This is a genomic window from Halomonas sp. SCS19, from assembly GCF_040147015.1.
Classification (GTDB): domain Bacteria; phylum Pseudomonadota; class Gammaproteobacteria; order Pseudomonadales; family Halomonadaceae; genus Halomonas; species Halomonas litopenaei.
This window is the reverse complement of sequence record NZ_JAMSHN010000001.1, coordinates 63,850-84,182: the sequence shown is the minus strand read 5'-3', so window position 1 is coordinate 84,182 and position 20,333 is coordinate 63,850. Positions and strand designations below refer to the sequence as shown.

Sequence of the window (20,333 nt, the reverse complement as noted above, 5' to 3'; positions counted from 1 at the left end):
GGCGGAACAATCCTCGGCGTCAGTGCTGGGCGTCGTCGTCTCGATACAGGCGAATCAGCGTTGCCGGGTCCTTTTCACCCTCGCCGCGGGCGAGCCGGCTGCGCATCAGCTGGGCGGCCAGGGCCGCCATGGGCGTGGCGCTGGACTGACGATGGCCCTGGGCGGTGGCCATGTCGACGTCCTTGAGCAGGGTGCGCAGGTGCCAGCTCGGCGCTTCGAAGTCGCGACTGGCCATGCGCGGGGTCAGCATGCGAAAGGGCGTCGAGTCGGCGAAGCCACCGGCCAGGGCGTCGGGCAAGCGACTGGCGTCGACCCCGCTGGCCTCGGCCAGCGCCACCATCTCGGCGATGGCCGCGGTGGTGCAGCCGACCAGTAGCTGATTGCACAGCTTGGTGACCTGGCCCGAGCCCACCGGGCCCATGTGGGTGATGCGTGAGGCCAGCGGGGCGAGGACCTCTCGGGCCGCCTCCACGTCCGCCGCGTCGCCGCCACACATGATCGCCAGGCTGCCCGCCTCGGCGCCGGCCACGCCGCCGGAGACCGGCGCATCCACCCAGCTCACGCCCGCCTCGCTGGCGGCCTGGGCCAGCTCCCGGGTGGCGGCGGGGTCGGCGCTGGTCATGTCGATGATGCGCTGTCCCGGTCGCGCCCGGGCGATGACGCCGTCGCTGCCGAGCATCACTTCGCGCAGCACCTCGGTATTGGCCACGCAGCTCAGGATCACGTCCACCTCCGCGGTCAGCTCGGCGACGTTGTCGGCCACCCGGGCACCGGTGTCGGCGGCCACCGCCTCGGCCTTGGCCCGGGTGCGGTTATACAGCGTCAACGGATGCCCGGCCTCGGCCAGCCGGCGGCTGAGTGGATCGCCCATCAGGCCGATACCGATAAAGCCGAGGCGAGGCAGCGCAGATGATGTGGTCGAGCGGGGAAGCGGCATGACGAACTCCTGTGCAGGGGCGGGTGGTCGTGACACCCCGGTTGGCCAGTGCCAGGGGGGGGCGTGAGTGGGGGGAAGCGTCTAGCATGCGTCAGTCGGTCGTGCTCCCTCAACTGATAGTGTGGACGCGCCCGGACGCGCGACCTAGTCTGGGGATTCACCCCATGCCCCCATCGGGGCGTCTGGCGTGTTCCTTTATTCGATACTCCACCTCTATCTCTATCCAGGCCAAGACCGCGATGCTCGAGTACTCCCTGGCCCACTGGGTCACGTTTCTGTCGGCGGCGCTGCTGCTCAACCTTTCCCCGGGGCCGGACATGGCCTACGTGCTGGGCCAGACCGCACGCCATGGCCGCCGTGGTGGCTTTGCCGCCATGTTCGGGGTGTGGAGCGGGGCGGGGCTGCACGTCGTCATGGCGGCGCTGGGTCTGTCGGCGATCCTCGCCACCTCGGCGCTGGCCTTCAGTCTGGTGAAGTGGCTGGGCGCCGCCTATCTGGTGTGGCTGGGGCTCAAGTCGCTGCTGGCGCGGGGAATAGAGGACGCCGCCACGGCGCCTGTGGTTCCTGCCAGCGGCACCCGCATCTACCGCCAGGGAATCATGATCTCGCTGCTCAATCCCAAGGTCGCCATCTTCTTTCTGGCCTTCCTGCCCCAGTTCGTGGTGGCCGGGGCGGGACCCGTCAGCCTACAGCTGGCACTGCACGGGCTGGCCATCATCCTGGTGGCGGCCGTGGTCGAGCCTCCGCTGGTGATCGCCGGGGCCAGGCTGGCCAAGGCCCTGCGCGGCAGTCGCAGGCTTGGGCTATGGTGTGAACGAGGGCTGGGTGCCTTGTTCGTGGGATTGGGCGCGAGGCTTGCCCTGACTGAGCGTAACCTTTAGCCGGGAACCGGGAGGCGACACCATGCGCCTGAGAATACTGTCCGACCTGCACCTGGAACACTTCGACGGAGATCGTGAGCTGCCGGAAGTCGAGGCCGACGCGGTCATCCTGGCCGGGGATATCCACCTCGGGCTCAAGGGGCTCGAGTGGGCGGCCAGGCGCTTTGCGGATCAGCCGGTGATCTACGTGCCCGGCAATCACGAATTCTACAAGCACCGCATGGGCGCCCTGCGCCGGGAGATGGCCACACGGGCCGGGGAGCTTGGCATTCACCTGCTCGACAATGCACGGCTGGAGCTCGGCGGCGTGCGCTTTCTGGGCACGACACTGTGGTCCGACTTCGCGCTCTACGATGAGCGTCCCGACCCGCAGGACATCCCCACCGAGACGCTGTCCGCTGCACTGCGACAGATGCCCGACTTCGCGGTCATCGAAGAACCCGAAGGTGAGGTCTTCTCGCCGGAACGCAGCGTCGAGCTGCACCGCCAGAACCGGGCCTGGCTGGAGACCGAGCTCGCCAGGCCGTTTGACGGTGCCACGGTGGTGGTCAGCCACCACGCCCCCCTGGCCGAGTGCATCCCTGCCCACTATCAGGGCGACCCGCTGTCGCCGGCCTTCGCCTCGCGCCTCGAGTCGCTGATGGAGGGCGTGGCGCTGTGGGTCCACGGCCATGTCCACGACCCGGTGATGCTGACGGTGGGGGACACCCGGGTGGTGGCCGTGCCCGGCGGCTATCCCGGCGAGCGCCCGGAGGATGACCTGCGCCTGGATCGTGTGGTCGAGGTCGAGAGCATGGCGTCGGAATCCCGGCAGGCCTGAACTAGCCGCCCTGGAGCTGTTCCTTGAGCTTGTTGGGCAGCTTCTTGATGATCAGCCGGTCGCGCTCCTCGTCGTACTCGATGCTGTTGCCGAGCAGATGGGAGTCGAAGCTGATCGAGACGCCCTCGGCGCGGCCGGTGAAGCGGCGGAACTGGTTCAGGGTGCGCTTGTCCGGCGGAATCTCCGGCGACAGCCCGTAGTCGGCGTTGCGGATGTGCTCGTAGAAGGCCCGCGGCTTGTCGTCGTCCACCAGCGCGGACAGCTCGTCCAGGGTCATAGCCTCACCACGGCTGGCCTGATCCTGGGCGTAGTCGATCAGCGCGTCGGTCTTCTCGCGGGAGGTTTCCTCGGCCATGTCCTCGCGCTCCACGTAATCGCTGAACGCCTTGAGCAGGGTGCGGGTCTCGCTCTTCGGGTCGACCCCTTCGCTGGCGCCGAGCAGCGCCTGCAGGTCGTCCGCCAGCTTGCGCGCACCACGGTCGGCCAGCAGTGACAGGTACTGGCTCGACGGGCCGCCTTCCTGCCATTGGGTCAGGTTGAGGCGAAAGGCCAGCGACATCTGGCTGTGGTTGACCTGACCGGTAATGGCGACGCGGCCGTCGTCACCGATGACGAAGCCGTCACGATGGTGCACCAGCGCCAGAAACAGGTGACGGGTTTCGCCCTGGCGCTGGTCGGCGAGGATCAGGTGCCCACCGGTGGGCAGGTGGTCGTCGACCAGTGTCTTGATCGCCTCTCCCAGAGACGCCGCGAGCGTCTGCAGGTCGCGCTCATCCTGAAGGTAGGCCTTGAACTCGGCCGGGAAGCGGCTGGGCGTGGCGACCGGGCCGGTGGGTTCAGCCGCGGCGTCGTCCCAGGGCGGGGTATCATCAACCGGGGTCTCGTCAACAGGGGCATCGCTGGCGCCCACAGCGTCCTGCTCTACCTCGCTCACCGCGACAGTATGCTCATTGAGCCGTCCCCAGCGCTTGGCCTTGCCGTGGTAGGCATCGGTCAGGCGGGTGACCAGGCTGTCCAGAGCGTCACTGTCGGGATGCAGTTCGCTTGCGGGCACAAGGGTTGCCGGACTGTCGCTGGCGCTCTTGTCGAGGCGCTGGATGACACAGGCGGATATCGGCATGGGGACCTCGTGGGCAGGGGGCGGCGGCAGATGATAACGCAATTGGGAACCACTGCATAAATTGCTGCGCTCGACATCTCGGCCGCCGGCGGTGCTCAAGCTTCTCATTTAACTATATGTAAAATCGAAACTTTCCGCTCCGGCGGCAGCTGACCTCTCTTCGCTCGCGACATTTCTTCAGCGCTTCCCTTGCTCCGTTGGGTCGAAAGGGTCCCTGGATTCAGGGCTTGAGTCGATAGCCGCTTCTGAAGATGGCGTGGATCACCACCAGGGCCACGGCCATGAACAACAGGATCATGCCCAGGCTGATCCACACGCTGACGTCACCGAGCCCGTAGAAGCTGTAGCGAAAGCCCGACACCAGATAGACCACCGGATTGAACAGGGTCACCGTCTGCCATAGCGGTGGCAGCATGTCGATGGAGTAGAAGGTGCCGCCGAGGAAGGTCAGCGGGGTGATCACCAGCAGTGGCACCAGCTGGAGCTTCTCGAAGCCGTCGGCCCAGATACCGATGATGAAGCCGAGCAGGCTGAAGGTCAGGGCGGTGAGCACTAGAAACAGCAGCATCATCAGTGGATGCTCGATGGTAAAGGGCACAAACAGGCTGGCGGTACCCAGCACGATAAGCCCCAGGACGATCGACTTGGTGGCAGCGGCGCCGACAAAGCCCAGCACGATCTCCAGCGGCGAGATCGGCGCCGACAGGATTTCGTAGACGGAGCCGGAGAAACGTGGAAAGAAGATCCCGAAAGAGGCGTTGGAGACGCTCTGGGTCAGCAGCATCAGCATGATCAATCCAGGCACGATAAAGGCCCCGTAGGGAATGCCCTCGACCTCACTGATGCGTGACCCGATGGCCGAGCCGAACACCACGAAGTACAGCGAGGTCGACAGCACCGGAGAGACCACGCTCTGCAGGATGGTGCGCAGGCTGCGGGCCATTTCGGCCCGATACAGCGTCTTGACCGAGGTGAGGTTCATGTCCGTTCCTTGACCAGATTGACGAAGATCTCTTCCAGCGAGCTTTGACGGGTGTGCAGGTCCTTGAAGGTGATGCCGGCGGCGTCGACCTCGCCCAGCAGGTCGGCGATGGCGCCTTCGCCGTCGTCGGCACCGTCGTAGCGATAGACCAGGGCGTGGCCGTCATCGGCCAGGGTCAGGCTGCGGTGGGCGAGCGCCTCGGGCAACTGGGAGAGCGGTTCGCGCAGGTGCAGGGTCAGCTCCTTGCGCCCCAGGCTCGCCATCAGTGTCTGCTTGTCTTCGACCAGCACCAGTTCGCCTGCGCGAATCACGCCGATGCGCTCGGCCATTTCCTCGGCTTCTTCGATGTAGTGGGTAGTGAGGATGATGGTGACGCCGCTCTGCCTGAGTCCACGTACCACCTCCCACATGTCGCGCCTCAGTTCGACGTCGACCCCGGCGGTGGGTTCGTCGAGAAACAGCACCTGGGGCTCGTGGGCCAGCGCCTTGGCGATTAGTACTCGTCGTTTCATGCCGCCGGACAGGGTGATCAGGCGATTCTTGCGTTTCTCCCACAGGCTCAGCTGGCGCAGTACCTTCTCGATATGCGCCGGGTCCTTCGGCTTGCCGAACAGGCCGCGGCTGAAGGAGACGGTATCCCAGACGGTGGAGAAGGCCTCGCTGGTCAACTCCTGGGGCACCAGCCCGATGCGCGAGCGGGCGGCGCGGAAGTCGTCGAGGATGTCATGGCCATCGACCAGCACACGCCCGGAGGACGGATTGACCAGGCCGCAGATGACGCTGATGAGGGTGGTCTTGCCGGCGCCGTTGGGTCCGAGCAGGGCGAAGATCTCGCCGCGACGAATCTCCAGATCGATGCCCTTGAGCGCCTCGAAACCGCCGTTGTAGACCTTGGTCAGTCCCTTGACGTCGATGATCGGGGCGCTCATGTCTGGGCCCCTTCGGCGGCAGGTACAGGCCGCCCGGGTGCGACCCGGGCGGATAGAGATGCTGAGGGATGCGGGCGAGGCATGGAGACGTCCTTATCGATTGACCCCGCCCATCCTAGCGCGACCGCTCTGATCTGCACACAGTCGGGCGCCGTCCCGGCGCGTCTCAGTCGCGTGGGGTGACGTTGGTCATCCGGGGCAGCACGTCGGGACTGTGGCGGCTGACGCGATGGAGCACTGCCATTACCACATGGCCGAGGGCGAGGGCGAACAGGGCCCAGCCCAGCCAGCCATGGAGCAGGTTGGCGGGGGCCTCCATCCAGGCGATCTCGTCTCCTTCGAAGCCGGCCATCAGTTCGATGCCGAAAGGCGAGAAGGCGCGGCCGGAGCCGTACTGGCGAAGGAGCGCGATGGAGGGGATGAGAATCAGCAGTCCATAGAGCGCGACATGGCCAAGGTGCGACGCCAGGTTGACCCGTGCCGGGCGACGCCGCTGGTTGATCAGCGCCCAGCTCACGCGTAGCAGCATCAGTACCAGAATCGTCAATCCCACGGGCTTGTGGCTGCCCCACAGCAGTTCATCTAGCCAGGAGTCCTCGAACAGGAACCTGGCGCTGGCGGTAACGAGCTGCCACACCACCAGCGCGGCGATGGCCCAATGGAAGAAACGGCTGATGCTGCCGTAACGGTCGGGAGTGTCGGTGATCGGCATAGGGGTGTCCTCATCATCGGGTAACAGATAGCGTCGCGGTCCATGGGTTTTTGTTTTTTTGCCTAGGCTAACCCAGCCCAGCGGACCAGGCGGGTGAATTCTCCCAAGAGACTGTGCAAGAACCGGCAGTCACGCGTGGAACACGGTGTTCGACGATGTGCGTTGGACAGACTGGTGTAAGGAAGGCCGCAGCCGCGCTACTCAAGGATTCCCAATTCGACGGCGTCTTCAGCAAGAGGAACGATCTATGACTCGAGTGTCTCCCCTGACGTATAAAAAAAATGTGGCTGAAGCAATGGCAAGCAGAGCAATCGCAAGCGGTGCTATGGCAAGCGGTGCGTTGGCAAGTCAGCCAATGGCGAGCAGGGCAGTGGCGCTGGCGCAGTCACCCTGGCGATCGCTGGTGCTGCTGGGGCTCGGCCTGGCGCTGATGATCGCGGTCTCGCCCCAGGCGTCGGCGCAGGCGGGCGAGCAGGTGACGCCGAGCGTGTCCCAGAACATCATGCAGCAGAAGTGGGTGTCCGATGACTCGAACCTGATCTCGACCATGGTGCTGGTCACCCTGGACCCGGGGGCCAGCCTGCCGCCTCACCGTCACGCAGGGCCGGCCTACGTCAAGGTGGCCACCGGTGAGGTGATCTCGCAGCTTGAAGGCGGGGAAGAAGAACGCTTTGGCCCCGGAGACGAATGGCGAGAGCCCGAGGGCGTGCGCCACGTACAGCTGGTCAATGCCAGCGACGACACACCGGCGGAACTGATTGTGGTGATGATCCACACACGTGGCGACCCCCTGACCCGGGTGGAATGACCTTGTCAGTGTCGCTCTGATAGCGTCGCTCTGACGGTATCGCTCTGATAGCCCCGCTCTGATAGCCCCGCTCGGATCGTGCCCTGCGGATTATTCGACACGCCGACACGACAACGCCGCGATCTCTCGCGGCGTTGTCGTTGCTACCCAGGCGGGTCTGAGGCTCGGTCGAAAGGTCGCCAGGCGTAGGCGCCTTTCTGGCAAGCCTAGCCGCGGCTGGTGACTTCCAGCAGATGATAACCAAACTGGGTCTTCACCGGGCCCTGCACCTTGTTGAGGTCGGCGGAGAAGACGACCTCGTCGAACTCACGCACCATCTGGCCGGGGCCGAAGCTGCCCAGGTCGCCGCCCTGGCGGCCGGACGGGCAGGAGGAGTGCTCGCGGGCAACCTCGGCAAAATCACGACCGTTCTCGATCTCGGTCTTGAGGGTTTGGCACTTTTCTTCGCTGTCGACGAGGATGTGGCGGGCGGTGGCCTGGACCATGGGATGACTCCTGAACTTCACTGAAGGTTGGCTGATGTTGCGAGACGCGAGCTTACCACGGGTGCCGCCGAGGCGGCACCGGGCTTGGTTTGTGTCCAGGTCCGGTGCACCATGGGACTGTCGTCGCCGCCCTTGCGCCCTCTCTTGTGTAGAACGAGTAGATACGATGGACCCGAAATCATCATCCGCCGCCGCAGAACTGACCCCACTTCTGGTCAGCGCCTGCCTGCTCGGGGATCCGGTGCGATATGACGCCGGGCACAAGTGGCTCGGCGACGAGCGTTTGGCGCTGTGGCGTGACCAGGGGCGGCTGGTGCCGGTGTGCCCCGAGGTGGCGGGAGGCCTGCCCACACCGCGCCCCGCGGCGGAGATCGCAGGAGGCAGCGGCGCTCAGGTGCTGGCAGGCGAGCTCAGGATCGTCGATATCGACGGCGGTGATCCCACCGAGGCCTTTGTGGCGGGCGCCAGGCGAGCGCTCGCCACCGCCAGGCGCTACCACTGCCGGTTGGCGCTGTTGACCGATGCCAGTCCGTCCTGTGGCAGCACCCAGGTGTACGATGGCCGCTTCAGTGGCAGCAGGATCGCCGGTGAAGGCGTGACCGCCGCGCTGTTGCGCGATGCAGGCATCGAGGTCTTCGCCCCGCATCAGCTAGAGGAATTGGCTCGCCGTCTGGTCGAGCTGGATACCGACCGGCGGCGTTGAATGTCGGAGCGCTATTCTTGGGGCTCCTGCTCTTGTTGCTGCTCTTGTTGCTGCTCTTGTTGCAGTGCGGGTCGCTGGTGCTGTCGAGTCCCTTCACCTCGCTCGACGTCCAGAGCGGGTTCCACGATCGGGAAACGCACCGTTAGCGTCTGGCGCTGGTGATCGCGCGTCACCGTGATGCTGGCCTGGGTGCCTGGCAGTACGCGAGGCACCAGTGCCTTGAGCTGGTAGGGATGCGCGATGCCATGCCCGGCAAAGTTCAGGATGCGGTCGCCGACGCGCAGCCCCGCAGCCTCGGCGGGACTGTTCGGTACCATCTCGGTCACCACCAGGCCCGGTCGGTCTTCGCTTGATTCGACACCTACCCCGAGTCGCGGCCCCTCGCTCTGCTTGTCTTCGCGTACCACAAAGACGGCGTCGGCAAGTCCCGCTTCGGCCTCGCAGGCGTCGTCGGCAGACAGCGGCAAGAGGCTCGCGACATCGGCGATACCCAGGCTCTTAAGCTGTGCCTCGATTCCCTCGCCGTGGCTGGCGTGACCCATTCCCACCAGGCCCACCGCCAGGTGGCCATCTTCGACCAGGGCGGCGAGCCCCTGGGCCATGGCCATGTCCCACACCTGCTGGGCGTAGACGAAGCCGTCGATCATGTCGTCGTCGAAGCCCTCGCCAAAGCCTTCGCCAGCAAGTTCCAGGGCGTGTTCCTCGAGACTCGCCTCGAGCCGTTCACGGTAGGACGGCATGGCCGGTACGGGTTCGGGAATGCCGTGGCGTTGTGCCGGCGGCAGTGTGGAGACGCCATCCTCGACCAGCCGTTGGCGCAGCTCAGGGGTGACGTTCAGTGCCTTCAGCGGCAGCGCCTGGTCCCGGGCAAAGCGCAGCACCGGCAGGTACAGCTCGGGGTCGAAGCCCCAGTAGCGGTACCACTGGCTCTGCTCGAGCAGGGCGGCCTCATCGATGTCACCGGCGATCCAGGCGTCCAGTGCCGGTTGGCTTTCTCTCGGCAGCATCTCAAGGCCAATGGCCAGATCCGGCTGATGGGCGTGCAGGGCGGCCAGGCTCGCCAGCTGGAATCGATGGTGGTCGGGACGATCGTGCTGTTCACCCAGCAGGACCACCTGCTGGCGGGCGAGCATCGGCCAGCCCATCGTCGGCGCCGTATGGGTGCGAGCGTCACCGGGCGTGATCCAGTCGCCGGGCGTGATCCAGTCGCCGGGCGCTAGGCCAGCGCCTGTTGCAGTGTTGGTGCAGGATGCCTGGGCATCGAGGCCGAGCACCAACAGCATCGTCAGAGTAGCCAGCCTCGGCATCGTCCATCGGCGTGGGAGAGAGCAGCGATGTGACGGTCGAAATCGCAGAAGGGGCATGAGCGGAGCCAGCGTGAATCCAGCGTGAATCAAGAGAGAACCAAGAGTGAACAAGAGCGGAACCAGCGCAGCTTCGGACCGGAACGACGCCGAAACCAGACCGAAGCGAGAGTCGAAAAGGTTCAGGCTAGCCGCCCCGGCGCCGACGATCCAGTGTGGTCTGCCCATCGCTTGATCGATGTCCCGCCTGCGGCCTGCTGGTACCATGACGCACGCCGTCCACTGTCCATCGCCCAACACCCACCTTTAGCTACCATGATCTTCGCGACCGCATGAACACTCCCTCGCTCCACGCCGAGCGCCTCGAGGCCTTGACCCGATTGCTCGCCGACTGGCACTGGCTCTGGTCGCCGGCGCCCTTTACCCATGCCGGGACTCCCTGGCCCGAGCGGGCGCCCGCCGGCGATATCGCCGCTTGCCTGCAGGCGCTGGACGACGCTCGGTGCCAGCGCTTGCAGCAGAGGCCTTTCGATGCCTCGCCGCTGGCCGCCTGGCTACCGGTGGATGAACTGGCGCGCCTGGTCAGGGTTCCCGCGGGAGCGCCGCCGATCCAGGCGCCCGAGGTGTGGGCGGCCCACGTGGGAGGTCGCAAGTGGCAGCAGATGCTGGCCTTTGCGCCCCAGGTGGCGGTCGGCCAGGGGCAGCGGCTTGTCGAGTGGTGTGCCGGCAAGGGACATCTTTCGCGTCTGCTGGCGCGCCGACACGACGGCTCCATTTGCGCGCTGGAGTGGCAACCGGCGCTGTGCGAAAGCGGCCAGGCGCTGGCCGAGCGGCAGGGACTGGAGGTGACGCTGGTCGAGCAGGACGTGATGGCGCCCAGCGTGAGCCGACACCTCGGTGACGCCGATCGGGTGGTGGCGCTGCATGCCTGTGGCGATCTTCACGTGCGCCTGCTGGAGCTGGCACGTGAACAGAAGGTGGCGATCAGTCTGGCTCCCTGCTGCTACCAGCGTACCCGTGACAAGATCTATCGCCCCCTGTCGCGTCAGGCGCAGCAACAGGCAGAGCGCCATGGTCTGTCGCTGGATCGAGAGGCGCTGGCGCTGTCGGTGCAGGAGACCGTGACCGCCAGCCAGGGAGAGCGACGCAAGCGTGAACAGGCGAACGCCTGGCGACTGGGTTTCGATGCTCTTCAGCGCCGGCTGCGCGGAGTCGACGACTATCTGGCGGTGCCGAGTCTGGCCTACGGCAGGATGCCGGAGCGCTTCGAGGACTTCTGCCGTTGGGCCGCCCGGGAGAAGGGACTGACAGTGCCCGACGGGATCGACTGGGACGCCTATCGACGTCGTGGCGAAGCGTGTCTGCAGCGGGTCAATCGACTCGAGCTGGTGCGCCATCTGTTTCGCCGGCCGCTGGAGGTGTGGCTGGTGCTGGACCGGGCCCTGTGGCTCGAGGAGGCCGGCTTCGAGGTCAGTCTGAGCCAGTTCTGCCCGCGCGCGCTGACCCCGCGTAATCTTGCCCTGGTGGCGCAACCGACGTAAGGCCGCGTGATAACCAGCCGGTCACGACGTTCCCGCAAGCGCGGAAAACCCGGGTACTGGCGCTGCCGGGTGGTCGAGACGAGACGGCCCCGGACACTTGAAGTGTCCGGGGCCGTGTTTTCTTCAAGGGAGGGGATAGCTCGGCTGGCGCCGCACGCCGGATCAGCTGCGCTTGCTACGCCTGAATTGCTCGGTTTCCCAGACCTTGGCGCGCTTGATCAAGGGGGTGATGCTGGATCCCTGGATCAGGATCGAGAACACCACCACCGAGTAGGTCATTACCAGGATGATCTCGCGCACGTCGATGTTCTTTTCGGGAATCACGGTGATCCCCGACGGAATCGACATCGCCATGGCCAGCGCCAGGCCACCACGCAGTCCGCCCCAGGTCAGGATGCGCACCGAGTAAGGGTTGTAGCGACGAAAGCGCCGGAAGCCCAGGTAGGCCAGGCGCACGCTCAGATAGCGCGACAGCAGCACCAGCGGCACGGCGGCGATCATCAGCACCCAGTCCTCCGGGTGGAAGCTGAACGACAGCATGGTCATGCCGATCAGCAGGAACAGCACGCCATTGAGGAATTCGTCGACCAGCTCCCAGAAGTGGTCGAGATGCTGCCGGGACTCCTCGGAGAAGCCCTTGCGACGGGTACGGTTGCCGATGATGATGCCGGCCACCACCATGGCCAGGGGCCCGGAGACCTCGAGAAACTCGGCGAACACGTAGCCGGTGGTGGGCACCAGCAGCGTCAGCATCAATTCCATGGAGTGGTCGTCGGTGTGACGGATCAACTGGTGAAACAGCTGACCGAGCACGAAGCCGTATACGATGCCGCCGAGCGCTTCCTGCAGAAACAAGTGGCCGACGCTGGTCACCGTGGGGGTGGTGCCGCCGAAGGCGACGGCGAACAGGGTGACGAAGAGCACCAGACCGAAGCCGTCGTTGAACAGCGACTCGCCCTCGATCTGGGTCGAGATGCGCCGGGGCGCGTTCATCTTCTTGACGATGGCGAGCACCGCGATGGGATCGGTGGGAGAGATCAGGGCGCCGAACAGCAGGCAGTAGATCAGATCGAAGTCGATACCCAGCCAGCCCACCAGCAGCCACAGGCTGTAGCCGATGAAGAAGGTCGAGAACAGGGTGCTGCCCATGGCAAGGATGGCGATTTCCCACTTCTGGTCACGCAGGTGGGGGAGCTTGATCCCCAGCGCACCGGCAAACAGCAGAAATCCGAGGATGCCCTTCAGCAGGAAATCCTCGAAATTCAACTGATTGATGGCGGTTTTAGCGGTTTCATCGAGGGCGAACCAGCCCGCGTGACCGGCGATGACGATGGCCAGCGACAGTATCAGAGCGCCAGCAGTGATCGCGATGGTGGTCTGAAATTTTCCGATCTTGCCGTTGATCAGGGAGATCACCATCGCCATCGCGGCGAGCAGGCAAAGGGTGTCGTACACCGACATGGAGGGAGGCCTCTAGGTAGGATGGGTGAGTCGTGTCGGCTCGAGCGCTGGCTCGAGGCCGTAAAAGGGGGGCAGCAGCAGGCACATCGGCTCGGCCCGTCGCATCGCCTGAGGAGGTCAGGCGCTGGTGTGACGGGGGAGGCGATTGTGACGTGTCCATCGCGGGAGTTCGGTCCTGAGCGTGGTGTGCTACGCCCTGGCCGGTTGGGCCAGGGGGAGCGGATAGGGCTTGCGAACAGGTCTTGCAAATTGGGCTTGCGAACAGCGCCTGTACGCTGGATACGGATGTCCCGGCGGTCAGCATCTGCGGCGTCATGCTCGGAGGCGCTGAAGCCAGGCATCAAGGCCTTCGACGCGTGAGACGCGAGTCGGCTATATCGGCGTTTCGCAGTGCAACAAAGTATACGCGGGTCGCGGTGCGGGTACATCCCGGATGTCGCTTTTTTTGAAGCGCGTGGGCGAGGATTGACAGGCGCCTGGCTTGTCTACGACAAAGGTCTGAAACCAAAGGCGTGTGTCGCTCGGTTCAAGCGAGCGCCCTGACGACAAGGAACCTCTATGCAAGTACACGATATCGCCGTACACCTGGGTCCTGCCCAGGCCCATCTGCGCCAGTTGGACGACGGTTGGGCGGGGCTGATCGATCGGGTGGGCGACTGCGGACTGACCACCGCCCTCGATCGCAGCCCCTACGAGTCGTTGTCCAGGGCGGTGGCCTATCAGCAGCTCCATGGCAAGGCGGCGGCGGCGATTGTCGGCCGTCTGACAGCGCTGTTCCCGGGGCAGGATTTCCCCAGTCCCCGGCAACTGTCCGAGCTCTCCTCGGAGGAGCTCCGAGCCTGTGGCTTCTCGGCACGCAAGCAGGCGACCCTCCAGGGCCTCGCCGAGGCGGCACTGGACGGTCGAATTCCCAACCGCGAACAGGCCGCCGAGATGGAGGATGAGGAGCTGATCAAGCGTTTCACCGCCATCAAGGGTATCGGCCGCTGGACCGTCGAGATGATGCTGATCAACACCCTTGGACGTCCCGATATCCTGCCGGTGGATGACTTGGGCATCCGCGACGGCGCGCGCTACCTGTTCGGCTGGGAACGCATGCCGACGCCAAGGGAGACCCGCGAGCTGTGCGAACCCTGCAGGCCCTGGCGCTCGGTGGCGTCCTGGTACCTGTGGCGCTGCAACGAACAACCGGATTACCGACGCCTGGCGAAGTCCTGAACCGGGTCAAGCAAGCCGAGAAGGCAAGGAAGGCGCGGAAGCGAGGATGACCGGTGACAGCCGTGCAGGGTGCGCAGCCGAAGCTCTGCACGCGGGGCCCGCTGATGGCGACAGCAGGGTGACTTAGTCGCGACGGCGGTAGGGGTCGGGCATCGCCTGTTCCGGGCGCCAGCGGGTGCGTTCGCCGTTCAATGTCAGCACAAGCTGGCGATGCCCGCCGTGGTCGCGGTGCTCGCACAGATAGATACCCTGCCAGGTGCCCATCGCCAGGCGCCCCTCGGTGACGGGAATGCTGAGTGAGGGCCCCAGCAGGCTGGCCTTGAGGTGGGCCGGCATGTCGTCGCTGCCCTCCTGGGTATGGCGGTAGTAGGGCGCGTCCTCCGGCACCATCACATTGAAGTGACGCTCGAAGTCGCCACGTACCGTGGGATCGGCGTCTTCGTTGATGGTCAGCGATGCCGAGGTATGCTGGATGAAGACGTGGAGCAGGCCGATGCGCATGCTCGGCAGGTCCGGCAGTGCCTGAACGACCTCATCGGTGATCAGGTGAAAGCCCCGGGGGCGGGCAGCGAGGCGAAGGGTGCTCTGGAACCACATCTAGGACGGTCTCATTGTCGGCGTTGACGCTGGAGGCCATGGCAGGGCAAGGCCCCTGCGCAGGAAAGCCCCTGTGCAGGAAAGCCCCTGTGCAGCAGGGCCATCGCTCGAGGCAGACAGGCGCCATCAGGCGGCCAGCGGTAAGGAATTCAAACGCGCAAAGACTACCTCCTTTACCGTCCTGTGAGGAGTCCCGAATGAAAGATCAACGTCTGACCCGGGCCGACGTCTTTCGCCACCAGCCGATGCTGGCCAAGTCCCTGGTGGAACTCGAGCGTGCCGTGGCCGAGGCCGGCATCGAGTCTGAGCTGGTGCACCTGATCAAGCTGCGCGCCTCCCAGCTGAACGGTTGCGCCTTCTGTCTGCGCATGCACAGCCAGGAAGCACGCGAGGACGGTGAGCAGCAGTCGCGTCTGGATGTTCTGTCGGCGTGGCGAGAGACCCAGCTCTTCAGTCGCCGTGAACAGGCAGCGCTGGCCTGGACCGAGGCGCTGACGCTGGTCAGCGGCCAGGAGATCGGCGGCGGCGACTACAGCCGCCTGGCCGCGGAATTTACCCCCGAAGAGCAGGTCAACGTGACGGCGCTGGTGGTCTCGATCAACGCCTGGAACCGGATCGCGCTGGCGTTCGCCTTCCCGGTGGAGTGACGTCTGTGGCGCGACCGAACGTCTCCCGCGCTGGTAGGCGAGGGCGTCTTGCCACTATGTTCCGCCAAGCTGGCCGGCGCGAAAGATCATCCTGCCAGCAGCGGAAACAGCGGGTGCTCCATGGGGCTGCCCGCGGGCAGTTCGTCGGCGAGGCCGGGAAAGGGCGGCGAGGTGGTCCAGGCCCGCGGTGCGTGGACCATGTCGTCACCCAGCAGGCGCACCGAGAAAGCGCGACGGCGATGAGGGCCACTGACGCCACCTGAGGCGTGCAGGGTCAGCATGTTGAAGAAGACGGCGTCGCCGGGTTCCAGCGCCCAGCCAAGGATGGAGTAGCGCTCACGCTTAGCCTCGATGTCAGGCAGCTCGGCCAGACTGCCCTCGGGGAACCAGCTGGCCTGGTGGTCCATGAAGGTCCGCGGCATCAGCCAGGGCCCCTTGTGGGACCCGGCCACAAACTCCAGGGTGGCCGCCCGGGATACCGGATCCACCGGTAGCCACATGCTGACGTTCTGACTGCCTTCCACGTTGTAGTAGGGCTGGTCCTGGTGCCAGGGGGTCCGCTGGCGCGTGCCCGGTTCCTTGACCAGTAGATGGTCGTGGTAGAGGCGTACCTGGCGTGAGCCCATCAGGCGTTGCCCGATAAGCCCCAGCGGCGAGTCGAAGATGAAACCCCGATACGCTTCGTTGGTCTGCCAGTTGCAGAAGTCCTCGAAGAACCAGCCTGGGTCATCGGGTCGACTGGCGACCTTGGCCCGGGGGCTGGGATCGCGCAGGTTGTCCTCGATGCCCTCCGCCAGTCGCTTCAGCTCCTGGGGGCAGAAGATGCCGCGTAGACAGATGGCGCCGTCGCGCTGGAAGGCGGCGACGTCTTCGTCGCTGACCATGGTGTCGGGATGGATGCGCAGGTTCATGGGGCCTCCAGGCGGTGGAAGTCAGGAAGAGGAAAGGACAGCTGTGACAACAGCCGGTCGAAGAAGCCCTCGCACTTCGCGATCTGATCGAAGGCGATGAACTCATCTGGCTGATGGGCCTGATGGATGCTGCCGGGGCCGCAGATCACAGTAGGGACGCCCAGTTGGGCGAACAGCCCGGCCTCGCAGCCGAAGCCGAGCGCCAACGGCTCGACGCTGCATTCGGCCAGCTCGGCGATCCATGACAGGTAGCGTTGGCGGCGTTCGTCCAGCGGTGGGTACTGGCCGCGGCATTCCAGGGTCAGTCTGGCGCGACGGCCGAGGCCGATCAGGTCGCGATCCAGGCCGCTGGGAAAGTCCTTGCGCAGGCGCTCGAGGATTTCCATGGCGGGCTGCCCGGGCAGCGGGCGCATCTCGAAGTCGATGCGGCAGTGCTCGGGGATCTGATTCAGCGCGCTGCCACCCTCGATCAGCCCGACGTGGACCGTGGAGTAGGGGGGATCGAAGCGCTGATCGGTGAGCGACATCAGGCGCTTTTCCCGTGCCAGTTGGCGGATCTGCGCAACCACGCCCGCGCCGACATCGATGGCGTTGACGCCTCGCCCTGGGTAGCCCGAGTGGCCTCCCACACCCTCGATGGTGGCGCGCATGCCGACGTGGCCCTTGTGGGCGTTGGCGATGCGCATCGCGGTGGGCTCGCCGACGATGATGCCCCGCAGGCGCTCCTTGTGGGCCTCGAGAAACGGCAGCATCAGCGGGGCACCCAGGCACCCGACCTCTTCGTCGAAGGACAGCGCCAGCAACACCGAGTGACGCGAGTGCTCTGCCTGCCAGGCGGCCAGTTTGGTCAGGGCCACGCCGATGAATCCCTTCATGTCCGCCGTACCGCGACCGTAGAGGCGTTCAGCGTGGCGTTTCGGCGTGAACGGGGCGGTGACACGCCAGTCTGCGGGGCTCGCCGGCACCACGTCGGTGTGGCCGGAAACCAGCAGGGCCGGGGCGTCGTGGGGGCCGAATTCGGCGATCAGGTTGGCCTTGTCGCCGCTGTCGTTGTAGAGCAGGGTCACCGCTGCCCCACGCGCCTCGAGCCAGCCGGCGACGTCGTTGATCAGTTCAAGGTTGGAGCGATGACTGGTGGTGTCGAAGGCCACCAGGCGTTCGATCATCGCAAGGCTGAAGGGTAGCGTGTTGCTGGTCAAGACGAGGCTCCGTGAGTGCAGACCGTCAGGCGAGGGGCCAGACCACCAGGGTCGCCAGCAGGATGAGCACAGCGCCGAGGGGATAGAGCAGGGCGATCAGCGGCAGCATGAAACGCATCCAGCGGCTCCAGGGAATGCCGGCGATGGTGAGCCCCGCCATCAACCAGCCGGCGGTAGGAGTAAAGGCATTGGATATGCCGTCGCCAAACTGGAAGGCCAGCACCGCGACCTGGCGGTGTACCTCGGCGAGGTCCGCGATGGGCGTCATGATGGGCATGGTCAGCGCCGCCTGGCCGCTGCCCGAGGTGACGATGAAGTTCATCGCGCTTTGCATGGCGAACATGCCCAGTGCTGCGGCCGACGCCGAGGTGTCGCCGATCAGCGTGGAAAGCGAATGGATGATGGTGTCGATGATCTCGCTGTGTTGCACGATGACCACGATGGTGAAGGCCAGGCCGACCGCCAGGGCGCCGTCCATCATGTCCTTGCAGCCGGTGGAAAAGGCTCCGGCGATGGTGTTGGCTCGCATGCCGGCGAGCAGCCCGGTGACGATACCCAGCAGCAGGAAGACGCCGGCCATCTCCTTGAGGTACCAGCCGAAGGCACTGACCCCGGCGATGATCGCCACCAGGGCCAGGGCGAAGGCGCCGAGGATCAGCAGGTGGCGAGGGGTCAGGTCGACGTGATCACCCGGTCCTTCTTCATCGGGCGGGGCCAGGCCGTAGACCACACTGCGCTCTGGCCTCGCCTGCACGCGACGGGCGTAGAACATCACGTAGCCGATGCTCAGGGCGACGAACGCAAGCCAGCAGACGAAGCGGTAGCCCATGCCGGAAAACAGCGGCAATTCGGCGATGCTCAGGGCGACGCCGACGTTGAAGGGATTGAGAAAGGAGCCGGTGTAGCCGATGGCGGTGCCGATCAGCGGGATGGCGGCGGCGACCACGGCGTCGTAGCCGATACGTCGCGCCAGCGGCAGCAGGATGAAGATGTAGACGATGCTGCCCTCGATCATGCCGTAGGTACCGGAACACAGGGCGAAGAAGGTCATCATCAGCGGGATGATCAGGATCTCGCGGCCCTTGAGCTTCACCAGCAGGAAGTGGACCAGCCCTTCGATGGCGCGGGAGCGCCTCAGGACCCCGAAGGTACCGCCGACGATGACCAGAAAGAAGATGATCGACGAGCCGCTCTTCATCCCTTCGAAGAAGGCGTTGAAGAACTCGAAGGGACCGATGCCCGGGGAGTCGATGGCCTGGTAGGTGCCGGCGACGATGACCGAGCGCCCGTCGGCGTTGGTGATGCGTTCGAAGCTTCCGCTGGGGACGAACCAGGTGACGATGGCCGCCAGCAGGGCGAGAAAGAAGAGGATGACGAAGGCGTGGGGGAGCGGCCTCTGTTGCTCGACGTGTGGTCTCGCGGCCATCTTGTCATGATTCATCGGCTGACTCTCGCTGGTGGCGGGTTTGTGGCACCTGGGGCTGAGTTCATTGATCCTTTCGGTTTAGTCCGAACCAGCGAAGCCTGTCGAGTCAGGGCGCGCGGCTGGGCAGAAGATCGTCGAGAACGAGGTCACACAATGCGCCTTCGTCCAGCAGACGTGTGGCGGCCTCAATGTCCGGTGCGAAGTAACGATCGTGGTCATAGTGGGTCACCCGGCGACGCAGTCGCTGACGGGCCTGCTCCAGCAAAGGTGTCGAGGCGAGCCCCTCGCGCATGTCGAGGCCCTGGCAACTTGCCAGCCATTCGATGGCCAGCACGCCGCGAACATTGGCCGCCATCTCCTTGAGTCGCCGTCCCGCCGCCGGCGCCATGGACACATGGTCCTCCTGATTGGCCGAGGTAGGCAGGCTGTCGACGCTGTGAGGGTGGGCCAGAGCCTTGTTCTCGCTGGCCAGCGCGGCGGCTGACACCTGGGCAATCATGAAACCGGAATTCACGCCGCCGTTTTCCACCAGGAAGGGGGGAAGCCGGGACATGTGGGTGTCCATCATCAGCGAGATGCGTCGCTCCGACAGGGCCCCGATCTCCGCCAGCGCCAGCGCCAGATTGTCGGCCACGAGGGCAACCGGCTCGGCGTGGAAGTTGCCGCCCGAGAGGATGTCGCCGTTGTCGGCGAACACCAGCGGGTTGTCGGTGACGGCGTTGGCCTCGATCTCGAGCACCCTGGCCGCGTGGCGGATCTGGTCGAGCACCGCGCCCATGACCTGAGGCTGGCAGCGCAGCGAGTAGGGGTCCTGGACGCGGTCACAGTCGGCGTGGGAGGCCCCCACCTCGCTGGTGTCCTCGAGCAGGTGACGATAGGCCCTGGCAACGTCGATCTGCCCGGGTTGGCCGCGCAGTTCGTGGATGCGGGCGTCGAAGGGAACCCGCGAGGCCAGGCTCGCCTCTACGCTAAGGGCGCCGCACACTGTGGCGCTGGCAAACAGATCTTCGGCCTCGAACAGACCGCGCAGCGCCAGCGCGGTGGAGACCTGGGTGCCATTGAGCAGCGCCAATCCCTCCTTGGGTGCCAGGGTCAGGGGCGACAGGCCAGCCACGTTCAGGGCGTCCCGTCCCGAGAGGGTCTCGCCACGGTGGCGTGCCTGGCCCTCGCCCAGCAGTACCAGACTCATATGGGCCAGTGGCGCCAGGTCGCCCGAGGCACCTACCGAGCCCTTGGCGGGGATGACCGGCCAGACCTCGGTGTTGATCAGGGTGATCAGGGCGTCGAGGACTTCGCCGCGAATGCCGGAGTAGCCGCGTGCCAGGCTTGCCACCTTCAGCGTCATGATCAGCCGCACCAGCTCGTCGTCCAGGCGTTCGCCGACGCCGGTGGCGTGGGATAGCACCAGCGAGCGCTGCAGGTCCTCCAGGCGTTCGCGCTCGATGCGGGTCTGAGCCAGCAGGCCGAAGCCGGTGTTGACCCCGTAGGCGGTGCGTCCCTCGTCGATGACGCCAGCCACCGTCGCCACCGATGCGTCGATGGCGGCGTATGCCGAGGGCTCCAGAGACACCACTGTCGGTGACGTGAGGAGCCGGCGCATGTCCTGGAGGGTGAGTTGGCCTGGGGTGATGACGAGTCGATGCATGGTGGCG

General features: G+C 65.6%; 20 protein-coding genes. 7 read left to right on the top strand and 13 right to left on the bottom strand.

Annotation, left to right across the window (positions count from 1 at the left end; all coding sequences use genetic code 11):
- Positions 1-19 precede the first annotated feature (19 nt).
- Positions 20-937 (bottom strand): NAD(P)-dependent oxidoreductase, encoded by a 918-nt coding sequence (locus tag NFH97_RS00305; RefSeq protein WP_348815846.1) that lies wholly within the window; start codon positions 935-937, stop codon positions 20-22.
- A gap of 164 nt (positions 938-1,101) precedes the next feature.
- Here NFH97_RS00305 and NFH97_RS00300 point away from each other — a divergent pair, with 164 nt between their 5' ends.
- Positions 1,102-1,818, top strand: a complete 717-nt coding sequence (locus tag NFH97_RS00300) for a LysE family translocator (protein ID WP_349624191.1) — start codon at positions 1,102-1,104, stop codon at positions 1,816-1,818.
- A 22-nt stretch (positions 1,819-1,840) separates the two neighbouring features.
- Positions 1,841-2,638, top strand: coding sequence for a metallophosphoesterase family protein (locus NFH97_RS00295; RefSeq protein ID WP_349624190.1), 798 nt, complete (start codon positions 1,841-1,843; stop codon positions 2,636-2,638).
- Between the two features lies 1 nt (position 2,639).
- On the opposite strand, the gene NFH97_RS00290 is transcribed toward NFH97_RS00295, so the two are convergent.
- The 4 genes from NFH97_RS00290 to NFH97_RS00275 form a co-directional block, all read right to left on the bottom strand.
- Complete coding sequence (locus NFH97_RS00290; RefSeq protein ID WP_349624189.1) at positions 2,640-3,758, bottom strand: nucleoid-associated protein; 1,119 nt, start codon at positions 3,756-3,758, stop codon at positions 2,640-2,642.
- A 220-nt stretch (positions 3,759-3,978) separates the two neighbouring features.
- Positions 3,979-4,740 (bottom strand): ABC transporter permease, encoded by a 762-nt coding sequence (locus NFH97_RS00285; protein ID WP_108132729.1) that lies wholly within the window; start codon positions 4,738-4,740, stop codon positions 3,979-3,981.
- Positions 4,737-5,669 (bottom strand): ABC transporter ATP-binding protein, encoded by a 933-nt coding sequence (locus NFH97_RS00280; RefSeq protein WP_108132730.1) that lies wholly within the window; start codon positions 5,667-5,669, stop codon positions 4,737-4,739. The genes NFH97_RS00285 and NFH97_RS00280 overlap by 4 nt, the downstream gene beginning before the upstream one ends.
- 166 nt (positions 5,670-5,835) lie before the next feature.
- A complete protein-coding gene (locus tag NFH97_RS00275) occupies positions 5,836-6,381 on the bottom strand; it encodes a cytochrome b (protein WP_045994270.1) in 546 nt (181 codons plus the stop codon).
- A gap of 355 nt (positions 6,382-6,736) precedes the next feature.
- Here NFH97_RS00275 and NFH97_RS00270 point away from each other — a divergent pair, with 355 nt between their 5' ends.
- Entirely contained in the window at positions 6,737-7,189 is a 453-nt protein-coding gene (locus NFH97_RS00270; protein ID WP_349624188.1) for a cupin domain-containing protein, read from the top strand.
- 206 nt (positions 7,190-7,395) lie between these two features.
- On the opposite strand, the gene NFH97_RS00265 is transcribed toward NFH97_RS00270, so the two are convergent.
- Positions 7,396-7,674, bottom strand: a complete 279-nt coding sequence (locus tag NFH97_RS00265) for a peptidylprolyl isomerase (protein WP_045994272.1) — start codon at positions 7,672-7,674, stop codon at positions 7,396-7,398.
- A 166-nt stretch (positions 7,675-7,840) separates the two neighbouring features.
- On the opposite strand from NFH97_RS00265, the gene NFH97_RS00260 reads away from it, so the two are divergent.
- Positions 7,841-8,377 carry a 2-thiouracil desulfurase family protein gene (locus NFH97_RS00260; protein ID WP_185696421.1) on the top strand — a complete coding sequence of 179 codons (537 nt, stop codon included), beginning with the start codon at positions 7,841-7,843 and terminating at the stop codon, positions 8,375-8,377.
- 11 nt (positions 8,378-8,388) lie between these two features.
- Here NFH97_RS00260 and NFH97_RS00255 read toward each other — a convergent pair whose 3' ends face one another.
- A complete protein-coding gene (locus NFH97_RS00255; protein WP_349624187.1) occupies positions 8,389-9,684 on the bottom strand; it encodes a ChaN family lipoprotein in 1,296 nt (431 codons plus the stop codon).
- Positions 9,685-10,013: 329 nt separating this feature from the next.
- On the opposite strand from NFH97_RS00255, the gene NFH97_RS00250 reads away from it, so the two are divergent.
- Positions 10,014-11,222 (top strand): methyltransferase, encoded by a 1,209-nt coding sequence (locus NFH97_RS00250; protein ID WP_349624186.1) that lies wholly within the window; start codon positions 10,014-10,016, stop codon positions 11,220-11,222.
- 162 nt (positions 11,223-11,384) lie between these two features.
- Here NFH97_RS00250 and NFH97_RS00245 read toward each other — a convergent pair whose 3' ends face one another.
- A complete protein-coding gene (locus NFH97_RS00245; RefSeq protein ID WP_045994275.1) occupies positions 11,385-12,683 on the bottom strand; it encodes a cation:proton antiporter in 1,299 nt (432 codons plus the stop codon).
- Between the two features lie 558 nt (positions 12,684-13,241).
- On the opposite strand from NFH97_RS00245, the gene NFH97_RS00240 reads away from it, so the two are divergent.
- Positions 13,242-13,901: a DNA-3-methyladenine glycosylase family protein gene (locus tag NFH97_RS00240; RefSeq protein WP_108132734.1), complete on the top strand. Its 660-nt coding sequence runs from the start codon at positions 13,242-13,244 to the stop codon at positions 13,899-13,901.
- A gap of 123 nt (positions 13,902-14,024) precedes the next feature.
- Here NFH97_RS00240 and NFH97_RS00235 read toward each other — a convergent pair whose 3' ends face one another.
- Positions 14,025-14,498: a secondary thiamine-phosphate synthase enzyme YjbQ gene (locus tag NFH97_RS00235; RefSeq protein WP_253556046.1), complete on the bottom strand. Its 474-nt coding sequence runs from the start codon at positions 14,496-14,498 to the stop codon at positions 14,025-14,027.
- 197 nt (positions 14,499-14,695) lie between these two features.
- Here NFH97_RS00235 and NFH97_RS00230 point away from each other — a divergent pair, with 197 nt between their 5' ends.
- On the top strand, positions 14,696-15,145 hold the full coding sequence (locus tag NFH97_RS00230) for a carboxymuconolactone decarboxylase family protein (RefSeq protein ID WP_349624184.1): 450 nt from the start codon (positions 14,696-14,698) through the stop codon (positions 15,143-15,145).
- Between the two features lie 86 nt (positions 15,146-15,231).
- Here the strand turns inward: NFH97_RS00230 and NFH97_RS00225 are convergent, their stop codons facing one another.
- The 4 genes from NFH97_RS00225 to hutH all read right to left on the bottom strand — a co-directional run bounded on the left by NFH97_RS00225 (position 15,232) and on the right by hutH (position 20,326).
- The gene (locus NFH97_RS00225) at positions 15,232-16,056 is read right to left on the bottom strand and encodes a phytanoyl-CoA dioxygenase family protein (RefSeq protein WP_349624183.1); all 825 of its coding nucleotides are present in this window, start codon (positions 16,054-16,056) and stop codon (positions 15,232-15,234) included.
- Positions 16,053-17,255, bottom strand: a complete 1,203-nt coding sequence (argE, locus tag NFH97_RS00220) for an acetylornithine deacetylase (RefSeq protein ID WP_349624182.1) — start codon at positions 17,253-17,255, stop codon at positions 16,053-16,055. The genes NFH97_RS00225 and argE overlap by 4 nt, the downstream gene beginning before the upstream one ends.
- A 25-nt stretch (positions 17,256-17,280) precedes the next feature.
- Complete coding sequence (locus NFH97_RS00215; RefSeq protein ID WP_349624181.1) at positions 17,281-18,696, bottom strand: YfcC family protein; 1,416 nt, start codon at positions 18,694-18,696, stop codon at positions 17,281-17,283.
- 91 nt (positions 18,697-18,787) lie between these two features.
- Positions 18,788-20,326: a histidine ammonia-lyase gene (gene hutH / locus NFH97_RS00210; protein WP_124804403.1), complete on the bottom strand. Its 1,539-nt coding sequence runs from the start codon at positions 20,324-20,326 to the stop codon at positions 18,788-18,790.
- Between the last annotated feature and the right edge of the window lie 7 nt (positions 20,327-20,333).

What these genes read in the sequence shown, in the direction of transcription:
- NFH97_RS00280 (WP_108132730.1), bottom strand. Translation starts at nt 5,669, where the DNA reads ATGAGCGCCCCGATCATCGACGTCAAGGGACTGACCAAGGTCTACAAC.
- NFH97_RS00290 (WP_349624189.1), bottom strand. Translation starts at nt 3,758, where the DNA reads ATGCCGATATCCGCCTGTGTCATCCAGCGCCTCGACAAGAGCGCCAGC.
- NFH97_RS00235 (WP_253556046.1), bottom strand. Translation starts at nt 14,498, where the DNA reads ATGTGGTTCCAGAGCACCCTTCGCCTCGCTGCCCGCCCCCGGGGCTTT.
- hutH (WP_124804403.1), bottom strand. Translation starts at nt 20,326, where the DNA reads ATGCATCGACTCGTCATCACCCCAGGCCAACTCACCCTCCAGGACATG.
- NFH97_RS00250 (WP_349624186.1), top strand. Translation starts at nt 10,014, where the DNA reads ATGAACACTCCCTCGCTCCACGCCGAGCGCCTCGAGGCCTTGACCCGA.
- NFH97_RS00275 (WP_045994270.1), bottom strand. Translation starts at nt 6,381, where the DNA reads ATGCCGATCACCGACACTCCCGACCGTTACGGCAGCATCAGCCGTTTC.
- NFH97_RS00245 (WP_045994275.1), bottom strand. Translation starts at nt 12,683, where the DNA reads ATGTCGGTGTACGACACCCTTTGCCTGCTCGCCGCGATGGCGATGGTG.
- NFH97_RS00240 (WP_108132734.1), top strand. Translation starts at nt 13,242, where the DNA reads ATGCAAGTACACGATATCGCCGTACACCTGGGTCCTGCCCAGGCCCAT.
- NFH97_RS00300 (WP_349624191.1), top strand. Translation starts at nt 1,102, where the DNA reads ATGCCCCCATCGGGGCGTCTGGCGTGTTCCTTTATTCGATACTCCACC.
- NFH97_RS00230 (WP_349624184.1), top strand. Translation starts at nt 14,696, where the DNA reads ATGAAAGATCAACGTCTGACCCGGGCCGACGTCTTTCGCCACCAGCCG.
- NFH97_RS00270 (WP_349624188.1), top strand. Translation starts at nt 6,737, where the DNA reads ATGGCGAGCAGGGCAGTGGCGCTGGCGCAGTCACCCTGGCGATCGCTG.
- NFH97_RS00265 (WP_045994272.1), bottom strand. Translation starts at nt 7,674, where the DNA reads ATGGTCCAGGCCACCGCCCGCCACATCCTCGTCGACAGCGAAGAAAAG.
- NFH97_RS00255 (WP_349624187.1), bottom strand. Translation starts at nt 9,684, where the DNA reads ATGCCGAGGCTGGCTACTCTGACGATGCTGTTGGTGCTCGGCCTCGAT.
- NFH97_RS00215 (WP_349624181.1), bottom strand. Translation starts at nt 18,696, where the DNA reads ATGAATCATGACAAGATGGCCGCGAGACCACACGTCGAGCAACAGAGG.
- NFH97_RS00305 (WP_348815846.1), bottom strand. Translation starts at nt 937, where the DNA reads ATGCCGCTTCCCCGCTCGACCACATCATCTGCGCTGCCTCGCCTCGGC.
- NFH97_RS00260 (WP_185696421.1), top strand. Translation starts at nt 7,841, where the DNA reads ATGGACCCGAAATCATCATCCGCCGCCGCAGAACTGACCCCACTTCTG.
- NFH97_RS00295 (WP_349624190.1), top strand. Translation starts at nt 1,841, where the DNA reads ATGCGCCTGAGAATACTGTCCGACCTGCACCTGGAACACTTCGACGGA.
- NFH97_RS00285 (WP_108132729.1), bottom strand. Translation starts at nt 4,740, where the DNA reads ATGAACCTCACCTCGGTCAAGACGCTGTATCGGGCCGAAATGGCCCGC.
- NFH97_RS00225 (WP_349624183.1), bottom strand. Translation starts at nt 16,056, where the DNA reads ATGAACCTGCGCATCCATCCCGACACCATGGTCAGCGACGAAGACGTC.